At 65.6% G+C, this 17,831-nt stretch carries 13 protein-coding genes; 9 read left to right on the top strand and 4 right to left on the bottom strand.

What is annotated here, in order from left to right; translation table 11 throughout:
• The first annotated feature begins 76 nt into the window (after window positions 1-76).
• The 5 genes from JOF56_RS01625 (at window position 77) to JOF56_RS57555 (ending at window position 3,833) form a co-directional block, all read left to right on the top strand.
• Window positions 77-436 (top strand): hypothetical protein, encoded by a 360-nt coding sequence (locus JOF56_RS01625; protein WP_209633667.1) that lies wholly within the window; start codon window positions 77-79, stop codon window positions 434-436.
• 50 nt (window positions 437-486) lie between these two features.
• A complete protein-coding gene (locus tag JOF56_RS01620) occupies window positions 487-2,232 on the top strand; it encodes a LamG-like jellyroll fold domain-containing protein (RefSeq protein ID WP_209633665.1) in 1,746 nt (581 codons plus the stop codon).
• A 4-nt stretch (window positions 2,233-2,236) separates the two neighbouring features.
• Entirely contained in the window at window positions 2,237-2,434 is a 198-nt protein-coding gene (locus JOF56_RS01615; RefSeq protein WP_209633663.1) for a hypothetical protein, read from the top strand.
• 131 nt (window positions 2,435-2,565) lie between these two features.
• Window positions 2,566-3,285 (top strand): hypothetical protein, encoded by a 720-nt coding sequence (locus JOF56_RS57560; protein WP_245378115.1) that lies wholly within the window; start codon window positions 2,566-2,568, stop codon window positions 3,283-3,285.
• A complete protein-coding gene (locus JOF56_RS57555) occupies window positions 3,261-3,833 on the top strand; it encodes a hypothetical protein (protein WP_307854869.1) in 573 nt (190 codons plus the stop codon). The genes JOF56_RS57560 and JOF56_RS57555 overlap by 25 nt, the downstream gene beginning before the upstream one ends.
• Here JOF56_RS57555 and JOF56_RS01605 read toward each other — a convergent pair.
• The 3 genes from JOF56_RS01605 to JOF56_RS01595 are packed head-to-tail and all read right to left on the bottom strand — an operon-like array spanning window position 3,830 to window position 8,815.
• Entirely contained in the window at window positions 3,830-6,226 is a 2,397-nt protein-coding gene (locus JOF56_RS01605) for a TIM-barrel domain-containing protein (protein WP_209633662.1), read from the bottom strand. The two genes, JOF56_RS57555 and JOF56_RS01605, sit on opposite strands and share 4 nt — an antisense overlap.
• 4 nt (window positions 6,227-6,230) lie before the next feature.
• Window positions 6,231-7,376, bottom strand: a complete 1,146-nt coding sequence (locus tag JOF56_RS01600; protein ID WP_209633660.1) for a glycoside hydrolase family 88/105 protein — start codon at window positions 7,374-7,376, stop codon at window positions 6,231-6,233.
• Between the two features lie 38 nt (window positions 7,377-7,414).
• Complete coding sequence (locus JOF56_RS01595) at window positions 7,415-8,815, bottom strand: glycoside hydrolase family 28 protein (RefSeq protein ID WP_209633658.1); 1,401 nt, start codon at window positions 8,813-8,815, stop codon at window positions 7,415-7,417.
• A 285-nt stretch (window positions 8,816-9,100) separates the two neighbouring features.
• Here JOF56_RS01595 and JOF56_RS01590 point away from each other — a divergent pair, with 285 nt between their 5' ends.
• The 3 genes from JOF56_RS01590 (at window position 9,101) to JOF56_RS01580 (ending at window position 14,446) form a co-directional block, all read left to right on the top strand.
• Window positions 9,101-11,275, top strand: a complete 2,175-nt coding sequence (locus JOF56_RS01590; protein ID WP_307854868.1) for a discoidin domain-containing protein — start codon at window positions 9,101-9,103, stop codon at window positions 11,273-11,275.
• A 252-nt stretch (window positions 11,276-11,527) separates the two neighbouring features.
• On the top strand, window positions 11,528-11,737 hold the full coding sequence (locus tag JOF56_RS01585) for a hypothetical protein (RefSeq protein ID WP_209633657.1): 210 nt from the start codon (window positions 11,528-11,530) through the stop codon (window positions 11,735-11,737).
• 99 nt (window positions 11,738-11,836) lie between these two features.
• Entirely contained in the window at window positions 11,837-14,446 is a 2,610-nt protein-coding gene (locus JOF56_RS01580) for a CHAT domain-containing protein (protein WP_372448360.1), read from the top strand.
• Window positions 14,447-14,451: 5 nt separating this feature from the next.
• Here the strand turns inward: JOF56_RS01580 and JOF56_RS01575 are convergent, their stop codons facing one another.
• Complete coding sequence (locus tag JOF56_RS01575) at window positions 14,452-16,110, bottom strand: bifunctional 3'-5' exonuclease/DNA polymerase (RefSeq protein ID WP_372447815.1); 1,659 nt, start codon at window positions 16,108-16,110, stop codon at window positions 14,452-14,454.
• 131 nt (window positions 16,111-16,241) lie between these two features.
• Here JOF56_RS01575 and JOF56_RS01570 point away from each other — a divergent pair, with 131 nt between their 5' ends.
• Window positions 16,242-17,831 (top strand): acyl-CoA synthetase, encoded by a 1,590-nt coding sequence (locus tag JOF56_RS01570; RefSeq protein ID WP_209647941.1) that lies wholly within the window; start codon window positions 16,242-16,244, stop codon window positions 17,829-17,831.

Below are 17,831 nucleotides of genomic sequence, written 5' to 3'. Positions count from 1 at the left end.
GTTCATTGGCGGCTACCGGCTCTGCGGCGTTGTAGGCTTCCAGTGGTTGATCACTCTCTCCCCAACAGGAGTGGAAGTGGAAGTCAGTGCCGAGCAGCTGCGCAGCTGGGTCGAGTCATGGTCCTGGCGTATTCCGCGCGGTCCTCAGCACGGCGGAATGTCCGGCGACGTCCGGGAATGGTGGAGCCTGACGATCTGGCGCCGCAACGATCACGCCGAGCTGCAGCTGGATGTCAACCGGCTGCGCCCGACCCGCGGTTCGGAGGTCCAGACCTTCACGCGCACAGTGACCCATCAGGATCTGCGGCCGGCACCGGACTACCGGATGCTGGTCAACCGGCTGAACCTGGAGCTGGGGGAGTTGTTCATCCAGGCCGGGATCAAGCCGCCGCGGCTGCCGGACGGTTCACTGTCCGGTGACGTCCACGATCTGTAGGTTCATGTCGCGTTCGGCCTGAATTCGCTTCCGGCCCGTAGTTTCCGGCCGTGTCAAGCAGACGTTCGTTCCTCCTCAACGCGGGGCTGCTCGGTGCGGCGACCGCCGTGTCCACACCCGTACTGGCCACGCCCGCACTGGCCACCCAGGACTGGCGGCCGGACAGCACCAACCCGCGGTTCACCCTCGCGGTCATCCCGGACACGCAGTACCTGTACGACCGTGACCGTGGTGACTCAGCGCCATTGGAAGCGTCGCTGCGTTACATTGTGGACAGTGCACGTGAGCACAACACGGTTTTCGTGGCGCACCTCGGCGACATCACCGAGAACGGGCTGGCCGACGAGTTCGACAAGGCTAGTCGCACATTCCGGATTCTGGACCGGTTTCCGTACAGTGTGCTGGCCGGCAACCACGACATCGACTCCCGCAAGGACGACCAGCGCGGCCCCAGTCCCTATCTGGACGCGTTCGGGCCGCGCAGATTCCGTAACAGCCCGACCTTCCGTGGTGCGACTCCGGACGGCTACAACACGTATCACGTATTCCGGGCAGCCGGCCGGGAATGGCTTGTGCTGGCACTGGACTGGCGTCCGTCGGCGGGCAGCGTCCAGTGGGCGAAGGACATTCTGCGCAAGCACCCGAAGAGCCCGGTCATCCTGACCACACACGAGTTCGTCCACGCCGACAGTGGTGACGGAAACGCGCAGTTGTCCGATTTCGGACAACGGTTGTGGAATGACCTGGTGAAGGGCAGCGACCAGATCTTCCTGACGCTGAACGGCCATTTCTGGCCACCTGGCAGGGTCGTGTTGCGCAACGACGCGGGCCACGACGTGCACGCGCACATCACGAACTACCAAGACCGTTATTACGGCGGCAGTGCCATGATCCGGCTGTACCACTTCGATCTGGCGCGCAACACGATCGACGTCGAGACCATCTCGCCGTGGCTGCTCGGCCAGTCGGCTGCACGGCTGAACCTGTTGTCCCGTGAGGAGATCGAACGAACCGGCCCGGCCGACTACTTCAGCGTGCCGATCGATTTCGAGCAGCGGTTCTCCGGCTTTGATCCGCATCCCGAGCCGCAGCCGCGTCCCGCTCGCGAACTCGTGATTCCCGGAACCGTGGCGTACTGGCGGTTCGACAAGCAGGAGACACGTGACCTTTCCGGCAACGGAAACCACCTCGTCGCCGAGAAAACTCCGAAGTGGTCAGCCGAGCACCACCGTGGACAGCCCGCGCACGGAAGCGTTTTCCTTGATGGCGCCTACTTGCGAACTGTGCCCGGAGCGCCGATGAACAGGGCGACCTTCCAGCGTGGCTACACCATCGAGGCGTTCTTCAAGCTGCCCAAGGACTTCAGCGGCGCCAACGCCTGGAGCGCCCTGCTGTCGCGCCTCGGCACCGGCCGTGACGCGGGCAAAACCGGCGACGACCCCAGCGAGCCGGTCGCCACGCTCAGCATCTCCGACGGGCACGGGTTGCAATGGGCGACGTTCCCGTTGAACCAGAACGGGATCTCCACCAACTGGGGCCACGAGCTGCCCCTGGACAAGTGGTGGCATGTGGCGGTGGTCAACGACGGCCGGAACACCACGCTCTACGTCGACGGCTCCAAACTGCTGCGCAACCCGTCCACTCCGGCGGTCGGCATCTCGACCGCCGACGACGTATGGCTGCTGGGCGCGTACACCTACGACCGCAAGATCGACAAGACCTTCTACGGGTGGATCGGCGACGTCCGTGTGGTCGACCGCCCGCTCCCGGGCGCCCAGTTCATGGTGCGACCATGAGGGTATGCGCAAATGGCTTCCGATCGTGCTGGGCGTCCTGCTGATCCTCATCGGCGGAGTATGGACAGGTCAAGGGCTCGGCTACATCACCGGCAGCTTCATGACCGGTGAGCGGCTGTGGACCAGCATCGGGCTGCTGTGTGTCGTCGGCGGCCTGGTGCTGATCGTCCTCGGCCTGCGCCGCCGCACTCCCCGCAGCTAGCCCCTCCGACCTCTCAAGGTCCCGGCTTTGCCTCCAATGCCACATTGGTGGCATCCAACGCTACCAACGCCACATTGGGGGCAAAACTGTTAGATTGAGGCGGCGTCAAAGGTCCGATCTTTTCCTCCGCCGTGGACCTGTACGAGCGGATCCGGCAGGAGCGTCCAACCTGGACACTGAGTAACAACAACGAGGACACCCCGATCATGGACATGGTCAGCCATGAACAGAAAGTCGGGATGACGCCGGCCTACGACTACCCGCAGGCCGTGCTCACGCCTCAGCCGCGTCTGACCGAAGGCGAGTGGAAGCTGCCGACAAGAGGCGCGTGGTGGTACGACGGCACCGACGCGCCGGTCGACTATCCGGTCACACTCGGCCGGATCATCAGCAACGCGGGCTCGTCGGTGAAATCGCTGATGGCCGAGACCGCGATGATCAACGGCCGGTTCCCGCCACAACAGGAGGTCTTCAACAACTACGCAGCCCAGTACCTTGCCCCGATCTGGGAATCGATCCACGGTGTGGAAGGCGGTGGCTACCTCTACGGCGGCCTCACACCGGGATTCTGGAACGATGGCGCACACGGCGTGATCACGATGAACCGTGACAACCCGGACCTGCAATACGTGCACGTCCTCACCAAACCTGCGACAGCAAGCTCGATCACCCTACGGGACAACGGGTACCGAGTCCGTAGTGTGCGCGACCTCCGTACCGGCGAGGCCAAGCCGTTCGGCCAGGCGAACGGCTCGCTGACCATCAGTGGGGTCACGGCCTGGGACACCTACGACACGGTGTTCAAGCGCGGATCAAGGATTACACCGTGGAAGCCAGCCAGGATGCGGTGACCTGGACCTCGGTGCAATCCGGTGTCATGCCGAGTGCGCGTGCGGTGCAATTCGTGGACTTTCCTGCGGTCAATGCCCGGTATCTCCGGCTCAATGTCACGAGCACCTGGAGTGCGGCCAATGCACCGAACTACTACAAGAAGCTGCGCATTGACGAGGTCTGGACCGGCGGTGAGTACGCCAGGAGTGCCAACACCGAAGGCGTCTCCTACGAAGCCGAAGCAGGCCTGTTGCCGGACGGGGCAAAGCGCGTCCGGTGTGACAACTGTTCCGGAGGCTTGAAGGTCCAGTTCCCAGGACGGGTCCTGCTGCCGGTTGTCGCGCCACTCGGCGGCGAACGGGTGATCACTGTTGTGGGAACAGCGGAAGGCACGAAGTCCTTTGATGTCAACGTTGTGAACAGCCGCACCACCGAGCGGATCATGCTGACCGGCTGGAGTTCCTCGGCCCCGCTGATCGGCCGCGCCGTCACGGCGAAGCTCAACCCAGGCCTCAACCTGGTCAGCATCACCGGGACGGCGGACCTCGACCGGATAGTGATCAACTAACGCGAGTAGAGCAGCACCTTGGCGGAGCCGTGGAGCTTCAGCACGGTTCCGCCAAAGGCTCCTTGCTTCACCGTCCAGCCCACGCTCCGGCCCTTGAGCTGCGCGGGGGTCGACTGGGGGACAGGCCTGCCGTCGATCAGCACGAACGTCGGGGCGTCGCCAGGGATGGTGACCTGGGTTTCGCGAGCCGAGCCGGTCACATTGAGCTGAAGGAACTTGCCGGTCCGCTGGGTGGTCAGCTCGCCGCCGGTGTGGTTCTTGATGTGCACGCCCGCGTCCGGCGAGACCAGCCAGCCGGTCCGATCCTTCGGGTCGATGTCGTTGAGACCCCACGGCGTCGGCCAGATGCCGGGATCCCGCTGGTTGAAAGCGATACCGCCGCCCATCCGCAGATACAGCGGGAACTCGTCCAGTGTGGACTCCCGGATCACGTGCCTGCCACCGTCGAGGACCTGTCCGTTGTGCAGGTCGATCCATTTGCCCGCAGGCAGGTAGACGTCCACAGGAGTCGGCCTTCCCGCCGCACCGTCGGCTTCGGCGCGGTCGGCTGTCACCGGTGCGGCGAGCAGATCCGGACCGATCATCAGTTGCTGGTCTGCCTGCCACGCCTCTTCGTCCTGCGGATAGGAGAAGGCCATCGCCCTGGTGATCGGAACTCCCGTGACCGACGCCTCCTGCGCCAGCCGGTACAGATAGGGGAACAACTCGTAGTGCAGGATCGCTGACCTGCGGAACCGGTCCACGGTCGCATCGTCGTACACCCAGGGTGTCGCGTTGCGGCCCGGCCCACCGACCTGGAACACCGGCGAGATCGCCGAGAGCTGGGCCCAGCGGGTGAACAGGCTGGCGGAAGGCGAGTCGTCGGCGACCTTGCGGTAGCCGCCGGTGTCCGAGCCCCAGACCGGCTGCCCGGTGAAGGAGTTGTTCACGCCTCGCCGCAACGTGAGCCGCAACCCGTCGAAACTCATGTCCGCGTCGGCCATCCAGGCGCCGCGCAGGATCCTGGGCATCCCGTCGTAGCCGGCCCGGAACAGCGTGGCGAAGTCCTCGCCGTGCACCTTGCGCAGCATGTTGGTGACGGATTCCGCGTACAGCAACGGATACCGGTTGTGGATCAGAGTGCCCGGCCCGCCCGCGAACGTGGACTCCTCGAAGTTGTGCTCCTCGCCGCGGTCACCCTTGACCAGCGAGACACCCATCCGGAAGAGCTTCTCCAGCTTGGCCTCGTAGTGGGCGCGGGCCACGGGGTTGGTGAGGTCGATGTCCCACACGTTCGTCCGGTCGGACTGCACGAACGAACCCGGCGGATAGTCGTGCGGGCACGGCTTGCCGTCGGACTGTTTGCTCAGGAACGGTGCCACCCAGGTGCCGAGGCTGACCCCACCTGCCTTCAGCTGGGCGATCATCCCCTGTGGATCGGGGAACTGCTGGTTGTCGAACGTCAGTGCACCGATGCACGCGTACGTCACGCGACCACCGGCCGGACCCTGCTCCCACGGGTTGTCGATCCAGATCGAGTCCAGCGGGATTCCCCGTTTCTGCAACTCGACCATGTCCTCGATGACCTCGCTCTGCGAGGAGACCTTGTCGCGCCACTTGGTCATCGCGAACTGCCGCGGCGGTGGCAGGACCGGCATGCCGACGCGCTGGAAGTACGACTGGGTCACCGCTGCGGGATCACCGCGGTAGACCTCGTAGTCAAGCCTGTTCGTCTTGAAGCACAACTGGATGCGATCAGGCTTGTTGTACTCCACCGGACACGGGGCCGGAGCGTCGTTGCAGTGCGTGTCCGGTGCGGCGTCGGGGAAAGCAAGACGGCCGATCGCGGTGGTGTCGGGGTAGATACCGTAACCGGCCGAGCTGATGAAAAACGGCGTCGGTGCGCCGTTCTTGTTGCACTTGCCGAAGTTGCTCGCGCCCACGAACACAGCCTTGTTGAGCAATGTCTTGCGGCGCAGGTCGATGAACATCGTGTGCGCACCGCCGCCGAGGAAGTGCTCGTCCAACGAGCCCACGAGGTTCTCGGACACCTGGACGACGTCGGCAGCGGGCTGCAACGTCAGGGAGACACGCAGTCCGCGGCTGGTCCGCTCGACCCGGACGGTCGCTGTGCGGTCAGCTTCGTCGGTGTTGACGGTGTACGTTCCGGCGCTGTGGGTGCGAAGCGTTGTCAGCTGGTGGGAAGAGCCGTCCGTCAGCCGGTACCCCATGCTGCTGGGTGTCTGGGCGGTCAGCTGTCTGCCGTCGTCGGTGTAGACGAGCCGGAACGGTGCCTGTTCCACTCGCCATGACAGCCCTGGATCGGCGGAAGCCGTGTACCCGGGTGACGCACCACCTGAATACACGGCCAGTACCGCCGCGGCCATCGACACTGCGAGAAGCCGCCGCCGCATATGATCAACCCCCGGTTCGCGTCAACTGCTCGTTCATGATCAGGAACGCACCCAGCCCGTGGAAGTCGTTGGTGTTGCGTTTGCGGCCGAAGTAGTAGCTCAGGTTGCCGACGTTCGTGCCCTCGGAGATGTCGCGCAGGTTGGTCCGGTTGTCCGACCCGAGCGAGATCTTGGCCAGCACACCCTGGTATCCCTTGCTGGCAACGGCTTTGTACGCCGGGTCGAGATACCCGCGCTCGACGCCACGCGACAGCATGAACGTGTACATCGCCGACGCCGAGGTCTCCAGCCAGTTGCCCGAGGTCGTACCCCGGTCGACCACCTGCCACCAGCGGCCGGTCGCCGGGTCCTGGAAGCGCTGATAGCCGGTTGCCAGGTGCTTGATGATGTCGATCAGGGCCTGGCGCCGGGGGTGATCGGCCGGCAGCACCTCCAGGATGTCACAGGCGGCCATGCCGAACCAGCCGATCGCCCGCGCCCAGTGATAGGCCGAGTGGCGGTCCGGGTCCGGGGCCCAGGACTCGGACCCGTCCGCGTCGTAGGCGTGGTACAGCAGGCCATTGGTCGCCTTCAGATGCGTGAAGTAGGCGACCATGTTGCGAGTGGACTCGTCGAATCCGTATGTCTGATTGTACTGCTTGGCATAGTCGGCGATGAACGGCTGCGCCATGTAGACGCCGTCGGCCCACAGTTGCCCGACTTTGCTTGTGGCATGGAACATTCCACCGTCGGAAGTACGGGGATAGCTGTTGAACCGGTTGCGCAGCTTGTCTGCTGCCGTTTTGTAACGTTGCTGGCCCGTCTCCCTGTGCAGGATCGGCAGCAGCTGGGCTGACCGCATCGAGTCCAGGTTGTTGAAGCTGTTGCTGATGTTCCCGCTGCCGTCGACGAACCTGTCCACCCAGGACTTGATGTAGGTGAAGTACGACTGGTTACCAGTCCGCTTGAACACCAGGTACTGCCCGTAGAGGTACAGTCCACGCGTATAACCCCAACCGCCTAAAGAGGACGACGTGTACCGGGCCATTGTGGACCGGACGACCTCGACCGACCAGTCGGGCGCGGCCCATGCCGGGCTTGCCGCCGCGTTGACGCCGATTGCTGCCGCGGCGCTGCCGAGCAGGACAGACCTACGGTTCAGACGGGACATTTCCTGACCCCTTCAGTGCAGGGAAAGGCGGCGGTCAGCTAATCCTGGACGGTGCCGTTGACACGGACATTGCGCAGCACGATGTCGTCGGTGTTGCGGATGGTGTTCGGTTCCGCGATGCCGGCGAACTCGCTGTTCGCGATCGTCACGCCGCGGATGTGGCTTTCGGGGAACCCTTCAAAATGGATGGCCTTGCGGCCGCCGGCGATCGTCATGCCGTCGACCGTGACATTGTTGATCTGCGGGAAATGACTGCCCGATCCGCCGCCGCTGTAGTACATGCTGACGAACAGGATCTCGCGTTCGACGTTGCTGCCCTTGATGTTTCGCAGGTGGACGCCGTCGATGACCCCGCCGCGGTCCTTGTTCGTCTTGATGTAGAGCGCATGCTTGATCGGGTAGCGCCCGGGGAAGTCGGGCGCGTTGATCTCGCAGTTGCGGCAGAACGCGTTGCGCACTCCGCCGGACATCTCCGAACCGATGGTGATCCCACCCCACCGGCCGGAGAACTTGCAGCGTTCGACCACCACGTTGGAGGTCGGGATGCCGATCCGCCGCCCGTCGGCATCCCGACCAGATTTGAGGACGACACAGTCGTCATTCGTGTTGAACCGCGAGTTGATGACGTGCGCGTAGCTCGTCGAGTCGAGATCGACGCCGTCGCCCTGCGAGTTCGTGCTGTAGATGTGGACATTGCGCACGGTCACGTTGGTGCAGAAGACCGGGTGCAGTGTCCACATTGCGGGGTTGCGTAGGAACACATCCTGGACCAACAGGTTCCGGCAGTCAATGAACTGAATCATGTTGGGGCGCATGCGTTTGCCCTCGCCCATGATCCGCTGTTCGACCGGGATGCCGTCCTCGCCCATCTTGCGCAGCTCCGGCGTGGACCCGGCGCCCCAGCCCGGCCACGGCCCGTTGGGGGCGTCGCCGTCTATGGTGCCGGAGCCTGTGATCGCCATGTCGCGTTGCTGATAGGCGTAGATGAACGCCTGGTAGTTATAGCAGAGCGTGCCCTCCCAGCGCACCAGCACAAGAGGGAGAAAGTCCTTGGGATCGTTGCTGAACTTGAGCGTGGCGCCTTCGGCCACATGCAGGTCGACTCCGCTGAGCATGCGGATGCCGCCTGTCAGGTAGGTGCCCGCAGGCACGAGTACGCGCCCGCCGCCTGTTCGGCTGCAGTCGTGGATCGCAGCATTTATTGCCGCGGTATTTTTCGTCCGGCCGTCGCCTATGGCGCCGTAGGTCGTGATGTCGAAGACCCGCGCCGGGAAGGTGGGCGGGATGATCCTGGCCAGGATCCGAGGCACCAGTCTCCACTGGTCCGGCGGCATGACTTCGGCAGAAGCCGGTGTCGCGAAACCCGTCCCGGCGAGCAGCCCACCGGCGACGGCGCCGACGCCGCGAAGGACGTCCCGTCGGCTGTGTCGGCTGTTCACCACTGAAAGCTCCCTCGACTGGCACTGGCGAAGGCTTGACTACCCTGCTGCAATGTAACCAAGCGAAAACGGTTACATACGTAGGGTCTACTCCATCTGAGGCGGCCTCGTCAAGCAACAGATCCGACCTTTTGTCATATCTGAACCCATAAAGCGGCATTTGTACCTGTGAGTGGGAACAGACCTCGGAGGGGAAGACTCTTGACGGTCTGCCCGCAAAGGAGTAGACCAATCGCCGGGACCCCGCCGCGCCCAGGCACTGCCATCTGCCCATCGGAGGACCCCGTGTCGCGCAAAGGGATCTTGGCACTACTGACGTCGATCATCGCGGTGGCGGGCCTCGTCACGGCGCCTGTCGCGTCCGCCGAACTGCAACATCCACGTCAGGACTGGCTTCGCGACGCGCAGGCCGGGCTCTTCCTGCACTGGGGGATGCGCACATCGCCCGGTTACACCAGCTGCAGTGCCTGGGAGTCGGCCGTCACCAACGGCGGCTGGACACCGCAGTACTGGGTCAACGAGGCCAAGAAGCTGCATTCGCAGTATCTGGTGTTCGCCTCCTTCCACAGCCGTCTGGGCTACGCGCGGGCGTATCCGTCCAAGATCCCGGGCAGTTGCGCGACCAAGCGTGACTTCCTCGGCGAGCTGATCAAGGCGGCAGGCGAGGGCGGCGTCAAGGTTCTCGTCTATATGACCGACGACCCGCAGTGGCACGACGAAGGCGGCCACGAGTGGCTCGACTCGTCGGGCTACTCCAGCTACAAGGGCCGCAGCATCAGCCTGCAGGGCCGCGACGGGTTCGGCGAGTTCAGCTACGACAACTTCGTCGAAGTCATGCAGCGCTACCCGAAGGCGGACTATCCGGCGCTGTCCGGGTTCTGGATCGACAACGACAACGCCTACTGGGAACGAAACGGGCTTTACGAGAAAATCCGTCAGGACCGGCCGGAGTTCCTGCTCAGCAACAACAACGAAGACACGCCGATCATGGACACGATCAGCAACGAGCAGAAGACCGGCATGTCGCCGAGCTATGACTATCCGCAGGCCGCCTACACCGCCGCGCCGCGTCTGATCGAGGCCTGCTACAAGCTGCCGAGCGGCGGCGCCTGGTGGTACAGCGGTTCGAACTCCAGTGTGGACTACAAGCTCAACATCGGCCGGTACATCACCAACTCGGGCTCGTCGATGAAGTCGAACATGGCCGAGACCGCGATGGTCAACGGCAAGTTCCCGTCCAATCAGGAGGCCTACAACACCTTCCTCAACGGCTACCTCGGCCAGATCTGGGAGTCGATCGACGGCACCGAGGGCGGCGGTTACATGTACGGCGGCCTCAAACCTGGCTTCTTCAACGACGGCGCGCACGGCGTGACCACGATCAAGAAGAACAACCCCAACCTGCACTACATCCACGTCCTGACCCGTCCGTCGGGCAGCACGCTTCGCGTTCGTGACAACGGATACAAGGTCAGCCGGGTCACCAACCTCCGAACCGGCGCCGCGGTCTCGTTCACCCAGAGCGGCGGCAATATCACGTTGACCGGCGTGTCCACCTGGGACCAATACGACACTGTGTTCAAGGTGGAGACCGCCGGACGTGAAGGAATTCTGAGCGGTGCCACGCTGAGTGCAAGCGCCTCGACAAGCGACCATGCGGCCTCGGCGGCAGGCGACGGCAACTATCTGACCTATTGGGACAGCAACAAGACCACGCCGGTGTCCCTGCGATTCGATCTCGGCTCGGCCAAACGGATCCAGTACATCGGCATCAACCAGCGCGAGGACTCGGTGAGCTATGCGCGCTCGTCGACCGAGCAGTCGGCCAGGATCCGGGACTATCGCGTGTTCGTGAGCAGCGACGGGACGAACTGGGGGTCGGCGATCAAGACCGGGACGCTGCCCAGTCATCGCGGTGTGCAGTTCATCGACGTACCGGCGACCACCGCGCGGTACGTTCGCGTGGAAGTCGTGAACACGCACGCGGCGTCGAGCGACAGCACGCGGTACAAGCGTTTGCGCATCGACGAGGCCTGGATTGGCACCGCCTACGCGGGTTCTGATGGCGACCCCGGCCCGCAGCCGACCCGGTACGAGGCCGAGAACGCGACGATCTCCAACGGTGTGGTCGAATCCAACCACACCGGCTTCAGCGGAACCGGTTTTGTCAACTACACCAACGCCGTCGGCGGTTATGTCGAATGGACAGTGACCGCAACCGTAGCGGGTCCTGCGACCCTGCGATTCGGCTACGCCAACGGTACGGCTGACAACCGCCCCGTGAACCTGGCAGTGAACGGGGCGGCTGTCGGCGATGTCGACTTCCCAGGCACAGGCGCGTGGACAAGCTATGCGGGAGTCACAACAACGGTGAACCTCAACGCAGGCACGAACACCGTCCGCGCGACGGCCACAACGGCCAATGGCGGACCGAACGCCGACTACCTTGACGTGGGCTGACTTCGGCTAGCAGTAGGGGGCTGTCCAATTGGATGGCCCCCTTTTCGCATGCCCGGGAACCGGCCGTCCATGCGGTACGTCACACGACAACAGCTATCGAAAGCTACTTGCAGTGAATTACTTTTCCGATCATTGCTCCGTTGTGTCAGTATTAGGCCGTTCGCGGTTTGAGGGAACCGTCGAACCGGGACTCACAGCAACACCCGAGTCCCCGTCTGGCGTAGAGGCGATCAATAGGGGAGGTAGATCAACTTGTCGACGACCACCGAGACCGAGTTCACCGGCGAGGACGACCACACCACGGATGTGGCCACCGGCCTGGCCACCGACGCGGCCACCACTACCCCGGTCATCGAGCCGCCGGTGCAGCCGGAGGAGCCCGAGCACCCGGAAACCACGCACACCCACGAAGACGGCACCACGCACTTCGGCCCGATGTGCAGTGGCGGGTGCCCGAAGTAGTCCTTGCCCGTGTACCGCGCGTGATCGTCCGCCTATCGGGTTCTCCCCGGTAGGCGGGCCCCATTCGGCTACGGACTGTGTTGTCATAGAAGAGTGCCTGTGACGAAGTCCGGTCTGTCCGACATCCTGCGAAAGGCGAGCGAGCTGCACCGCGCCGGCCTGGACGCCGCGTGTTCGTCACGCCAGCGCGAAGGCTCCCGGATACTGCGTCGCGGGATGAACCTGCTGGACTCGGTGCACCCGGTCAGCGGCGAGCACTACGACCAGTGGATGCGTATCCGCATCAGACTGGCCAGTTCACTGGCCTTCGTGGACTCCGAGCTGCGGGGCGCCGCGGAGGGCCTGGCCCGGCTGGACGACGTCCGGCTGCTGATTCAGAGCATCCCGGACAGTGCTGTGCGCGCCGAGCTGATCGAGCCGGTGGACCACAACTACGGACTGCTGCTGATGGGCGCGGGGCGTAACGAGGACAGCATCGCCTACTTCGACGCCTCCATCGCCTATCAGGAGGAGTGCCTGGCCGGCGCCGCCGATCCCAGGCCCCTGGTGGAGTCGTTCCTCAACACCCTGTCCACCCGAGGGCTGGCCTACACCCGTCTGGGTGATGTGCGCCGAGCCCGGGAGGATCTCTCGAGGGCGGTCGAGCTCGCCGAGCGCCACGAGCTGCCGACTCCGGCAGCGGACATCCGACGGCCACTGGGAACGCTGGAGCTGCGGATCGGCGACGTCCCGGCAGCGCTGCACTCCTATCAGGAAAGCGAACAGATCTACCGCGGCATCGGCACCGAGGTGCCCGCCCTGTTGCGGCTCAACCAGGCCCAGGCCCTGCTCACCGCGGGGCTCGCCGACGAGGCCGGCAGCCACCTCGACGAGGTCCTGCCGAGAATGCGCGAACAGCAAAGCGGTTCGCGCGATCTGGCCGACGTGGAGATGTATCGGGCCGCTGCCGCTTTGATGAACGACGAACTCGATCTGGCCCGGGAACTGGCTACTGTGGCCCGGCGGCGGATGCTGAGGTTCGGGTGCGAGACGTGCGTGGCGAACGCCGCGCTCATCGGGCTGCGGGCCGACGTGCGGGATGCCTTGCGCTCGCCTGAGATCCCGGCCGCGTTGCCGGCGCGGGCGTTGCGTATAGCGCGAACGATGTCCGCGCCGCGGCTTGCCGATCAGGCGACTGTGGCCCGGATGCTGGCCGCCCGGCTGGAGATCCGGCGCGGCAAGCTCACCCGGGCGGCTGAACTGGTCGACCAGATTCCGCGGCCCAGGCAGCTCACGCCGATCGACCACCGGATGCTGCGCAGGTTGTGCCGGGCCGAGCTCGCGGCCGCGCAAGGTCACCCCGCCAAGGCGTTGAGCGAGATCAAGACCGGGCTGGCCGAACTGGACGAGGTCCGTGACCGGATGGGTGGCCTGGAGCTGGTCTCGGGCACGGCCGCGCACGGCCAGGAGCTGGGTGACCTGGCGGTACGGCTGGTACTGCGTGGTGCGAACCCGAAACGTCTGTTCGAGTGGCTTGAGCGCACACGAGCGCAGACCTATCGGTACGAGCCGATGGCCGGTGGCGACGATCCGGAGCTGGCCGAGCGAGTTGCCGAGGTCCGAAGCCTGACTCAGTCGATCCACCAGGCACAACACGACGGCCACCCCACTGCCGCACTGACCGCCCGCCGCAACGAACGGCTTCGCGAAGCCCATCGGCTGGGCTGGCACACCGGCCGGTGGGGCAAGCCCCGGCCGGTCGCGGGCCTGGCCGATGTGGGTGAGCAGCTCAACGGCCGGGTGCTGGTGAGCTTCGCGGCGTCCGAGGACGAGCTTGTCGCCGTGGTCCTGGTCGACGGTGACGTTCGGCTGGTGCGTCTGGGATCGGCCACGCGGGCGGCCGAGCAGGCGCGGATGCTGAACGCCGACCTCAACGCACTGGCGCCGGACCATCTGCCGGCGGCCTTGGTACAGGTGGTCTCTGCCTCTGCGCGCAAACAGGCAGACCTGATCGACGAGCAGATCGTGCGGCCGTTGAGGCAGTCGATCGGTGATCGCGACCTCGTGATCGTGCCAACTGGATCGCTCTACGCGGTGCCTTGGGGTGTGCTTCCTTCGTTGCTGTCGCGTCCGACGGTGGTCGCGCCTTCGGCAACGGCATGGCTGGCGGCCGAGCAGGCAGGCACTCGAAGGGGAGGCCGGACAGTCCTTGTCCGGGCGCCGGGACTGCCCGCGGCGGTGGGCGAGATCGACAAACTGGGCGCGCACCACAACACGGCCAAACTGATCTCCGGCCAGCAGGCCACCGTCGCGGCTGTGCTGAAAGCCTTGGACGGAGCCAAGTTGGCGCACATCGCGGCGCACGGCGCACACGAGCCGGAGAACGCGTTGTTCTCCAAGCTGGAGATGGCTGACGGCGCGCTGTTCGCCCACGAGATGGCGGGATTGTCCAAGCCGCCAAGGCAAGTCGTGCTGGCCGCATGCGAGCTGGCGCTCAACCGGATCCGGCCGGGCGACGAGGCTCTGGGCTTCGCAAGTGCTTTGCTGGCCAGCGGATCCCAGACGGTCATCGCGCCGTTGAGCCGTGTCGGCGACCAGGCCGCTGCGGCCGCGATGGACGACTACCACCGCGGCCTCGCCGCGGGCGCGAAACCCGCTGTGGCACTGGCCGACGCGATCGCGATCGATCCGTTGCGCCGCCCGTTCGTCTGTTTGGGAAGCTCGAACTAGCTCGGTCACTTGGCGTCGGCGTAGGTGTCCACTGTGGAGGTCTCGAGCGGGAACTGGACTTCTGTGGAGCCGAAGACGAGGTGGGTGGCCTCGGTGGCCGAAGCGGCGAGTTCGGCGGTGACGAGCGGGGCGGTTTCGGTGGGACAGTGGACCATGAATTCGTCGTGCTGGTAGAAGACGATCTCGGCCTTGGGGGCGAGGTCGGCGAGGCGGCGGCGCAGGACCACGAGCAGGACCAGGGCCCAGTCGGCGGCACTGGCCTGGACGACGAAGTTTCTGGTGAAGCGGCCCCAGTCGCGGGCGGCCTGGCGGGATTTGCGCATGTCCTCTTCGGAGCCCTCGGTCCGCTCCATCAGGGTGCGCCAGCGTTCGGAGGGCAGGGGTGAGGTGCGGCCCAGACGGGAACGGACCATGCGGCCGAGTTCGCCGGCCTGGGCGGCCTGTTCGACGTGGCCCACCGCCTTGGGGAAACGTTTGCGCAGCAGGGCGAGCAGGGGACCGGCGCCGCCCGATGTGCCGCCGTACATCGCGGAGAGCATGGCGATCTTCGCTTTGGCGCGGTCACCGTCGAAAGTGTCCTTCGCCAGGCCTGCGTAGAGGTCGACATCGGCGGAGAACTCGGCGAGCCGTTGATCCGCCGACAACGCGGCGAGCACGCGTGGCTCGAGTTGCGCGGCATCGGCCACGACCAGGGACCAGCCCGGCAAGGCGCGTACGGCTGTCCGCAATGCCTTGGGCAGCTGCAAAGCCGCGCCACCACGCGTGGCCCATCGGCCGGAGACGACCCCGCCGACCACATACTCCGGGCGGAACCGGCCGTCATGTACCCACGACTCAAGCCATGACCAGCCGTGCGCCGTCCACATCCGGGCGAGTTCCTTGTATTCGAGCAACGGCTCCACGGCCGGGTGATCGATCTCCCGCAGGACCCACGCACGAGTCGACGGGATGTCGATCCCGTCCCGGGCGAAGGCCTTCACCACACTCGGTGGGCTGTCCGGGTTCAGCGACCGGCCGTCGAACGCCTCGATGATGCGGTCGGCGAGCTCGGCCAGTTTCAACGGCCGCGCGCCGGGAGCGGGCTTGGGGCCGAGCATGGACGAGAGCAGCTCGCGGTGCACATCCTCGCTCCACGGCAACCCGTGGTGGCTCATCTCCGCGGCCGCCAGCGCGCCGGCGGACTCGGAGGCGACGAGCAGCCGCATCCGGTCTGGATGGGCGGTCGCCATGATCCGGCGTTGCTGCTCGGCGTACACCTCGGCGAGCTGGTCGAGTGTGAAGAACCGCTCGTCGAGCTCGAACAGCGCGGGCTGGGCGTCACGCGCGGGCGGCGGCTTGTCCGGTGGTTCGATCTGGTTGTGCAGCCGGGCCCACGCGGCGCCCGGGTTGCGGTGCGTGCCGTGCCTGCCTTCGTGTGCGAGCAGAAGGCCTTCGGCGAGCGTCAAGTCGTGGCAACGTGACAACCGGATTCCGGCTTTCAGCAGGGCGGGATAGAACTCGTCGACGGCCGGCAGCACCCAGCGGGGTTGTTGTTCGAGCTCGAAGCGGGTCATCCACGAAATCAGGTCGGCACTGATATGGTCAGCTATCGTTTCATATGTGGTGACGTCCATCACCCGGACGCGACCTGCGCCATCGGATTCGGGGGACACCATTGCCAGCACATGGTGATTGTGCACCGGGGGTACGACAGTTACGGTCCAACTTAACTCGCCAGTAGCTTCCTCGCCGTGGAGGTGCCGTGCCCCTGCCGACAGTGCTGACTGGGCTGAATGTGCTGACCAGGATCCCCGAGATGGTGCAGAGCGTCCGGATCCTGCGCCGGGCGGGCCTGGTGCCACTGCCCAGAATCGACGAGGGCATCCGATCGCTGCGTTACGTCAAGCAGATCGGCCCGATCGCGGGCGCGGTGCGCATGTCGGCGCGGCGGGACTCCCGCAAGCTCGGCCTGGTGGACGAGCGCGGCCCGCTGACGTTCCTGCAGCTCGATCGCCGTTCGAACGCCCTGGCGCGAGCCTGGGCCCAGCGAGGGCTGGGCGAGGACTCGGTGATCGGCGTGCTGTGCCGTGACCACCGCGGTCTCGTCGAGGCCATGCTCGCCGCGGGCAAACTCGGCGCGCGGTTACTGCTGATGAACACCGGGTTCGCCAAACCCCAGTTCGTGGACGTGGCAAAGCGCGAGAAGGTCTCCGCGCTGGTCTACGACGAGGAGTTCACCGGCCTGCTGTCCGCGATCGACAGCTCGATCCCGCGTTACCTGGCCTGGGTCGACGACGAATCGACCGGCGGTGAAATCCCCACCCTGGAAGAGATCATCACCAGCGCGGACGACCGGCCGGCTGCCAACCCGTCCAGTCCTGGTGGCATCGTGCTGCTGACCAGCGGCACGACCGGAACGCCCAAGGGTGCGCCCCGGCAGGTCAAGTCGGGCCTGTCGGCGGCCCAGTTCCTCGACCGGATCCCGTTGCGCACCAACGAATGCACCGTGCTCGGGGCGCCGTTGTTCCACGCCACCGGGCTGTCGCAGTTCATCCTGTCGTTCGCGCTGGGCTGCACAGTGGTGCTGCGCCGCAGGTTCGACCCCGAGATGACGCTGAAAGCGGTCCAGGACAACAAGGCGACCGAGCTCGTGCTGGTGCCGACCATGCTGCAGCGCATCGTCGACCTCGGTGAGGACGTGCTGGGCCGCTACGACACCTCGTCGCTGCGGATCATCTTCTGCGCGGGGTCGGCGCTCTCGCCCGAACTCGGCAACCGGGCCACGAAGATCTTCGGTGACGTCATCTACAACCTTTACGGCTCAACAGAAGTATCGGTTGCCACGGTCGCGACGCCGGAGGACTGGCGGGCCGCGCCGGGCACCGTGGGCAAGGTGCCGTGCGGCTGCCGCGTCCGGCTGTACGACGAGCACGGCGCCCGGGTGACCGAGCCTGGCACGATCGGACGGGTGTTCGTCGGCAGCGACCTGGCGTTCGGCGGCTACACCGACGGCCGCAACAAGGAGATCATCGACGGGCTGCTGTCCAGCGGCGACGTCGGCCACTTCGACGCCGAGGGCCGGCTGTTCATCGACGGCCGGGACGACGAGATGATCGTCTCCGGCGGCGAGAACGTCTTCCCGGTCGAGGTGGAGAACCTGCTGGCCGAGCACCCGGGCGTGGTCGAGGCCGCGGTGATCGGGGTGCCGGACGCGGACTTCGGCCAGCGGCTGCGGGCGTTCGTGGTCCGCCGGGAGGGCGCCGAACTGGACGAGGGTGCGCTGAAGGACCACGTCAAGGCCAACCTGGCGCGCTACAAGGTGCCCCGCGACATCCGCTTCCTCGACGTCCTGCCCCGCAACGCCACCGGCAAGCTGCTGCGCAACGAACTGGCCGGGCTGGACTGA

Source organism: Kibdelosporangium banguiense (genome assembly GCF_017876405.1).
Lineage (GTDB): Bacteria > Actinomycetota > Actinomycetes > Mycobacteriales > Pseudonocardiaceae > Kibdelosporangium > Kibdelosporangium banguiense.
This window is presented reverse-complemented; position numbering and strand designations above follow the sequence as displayed.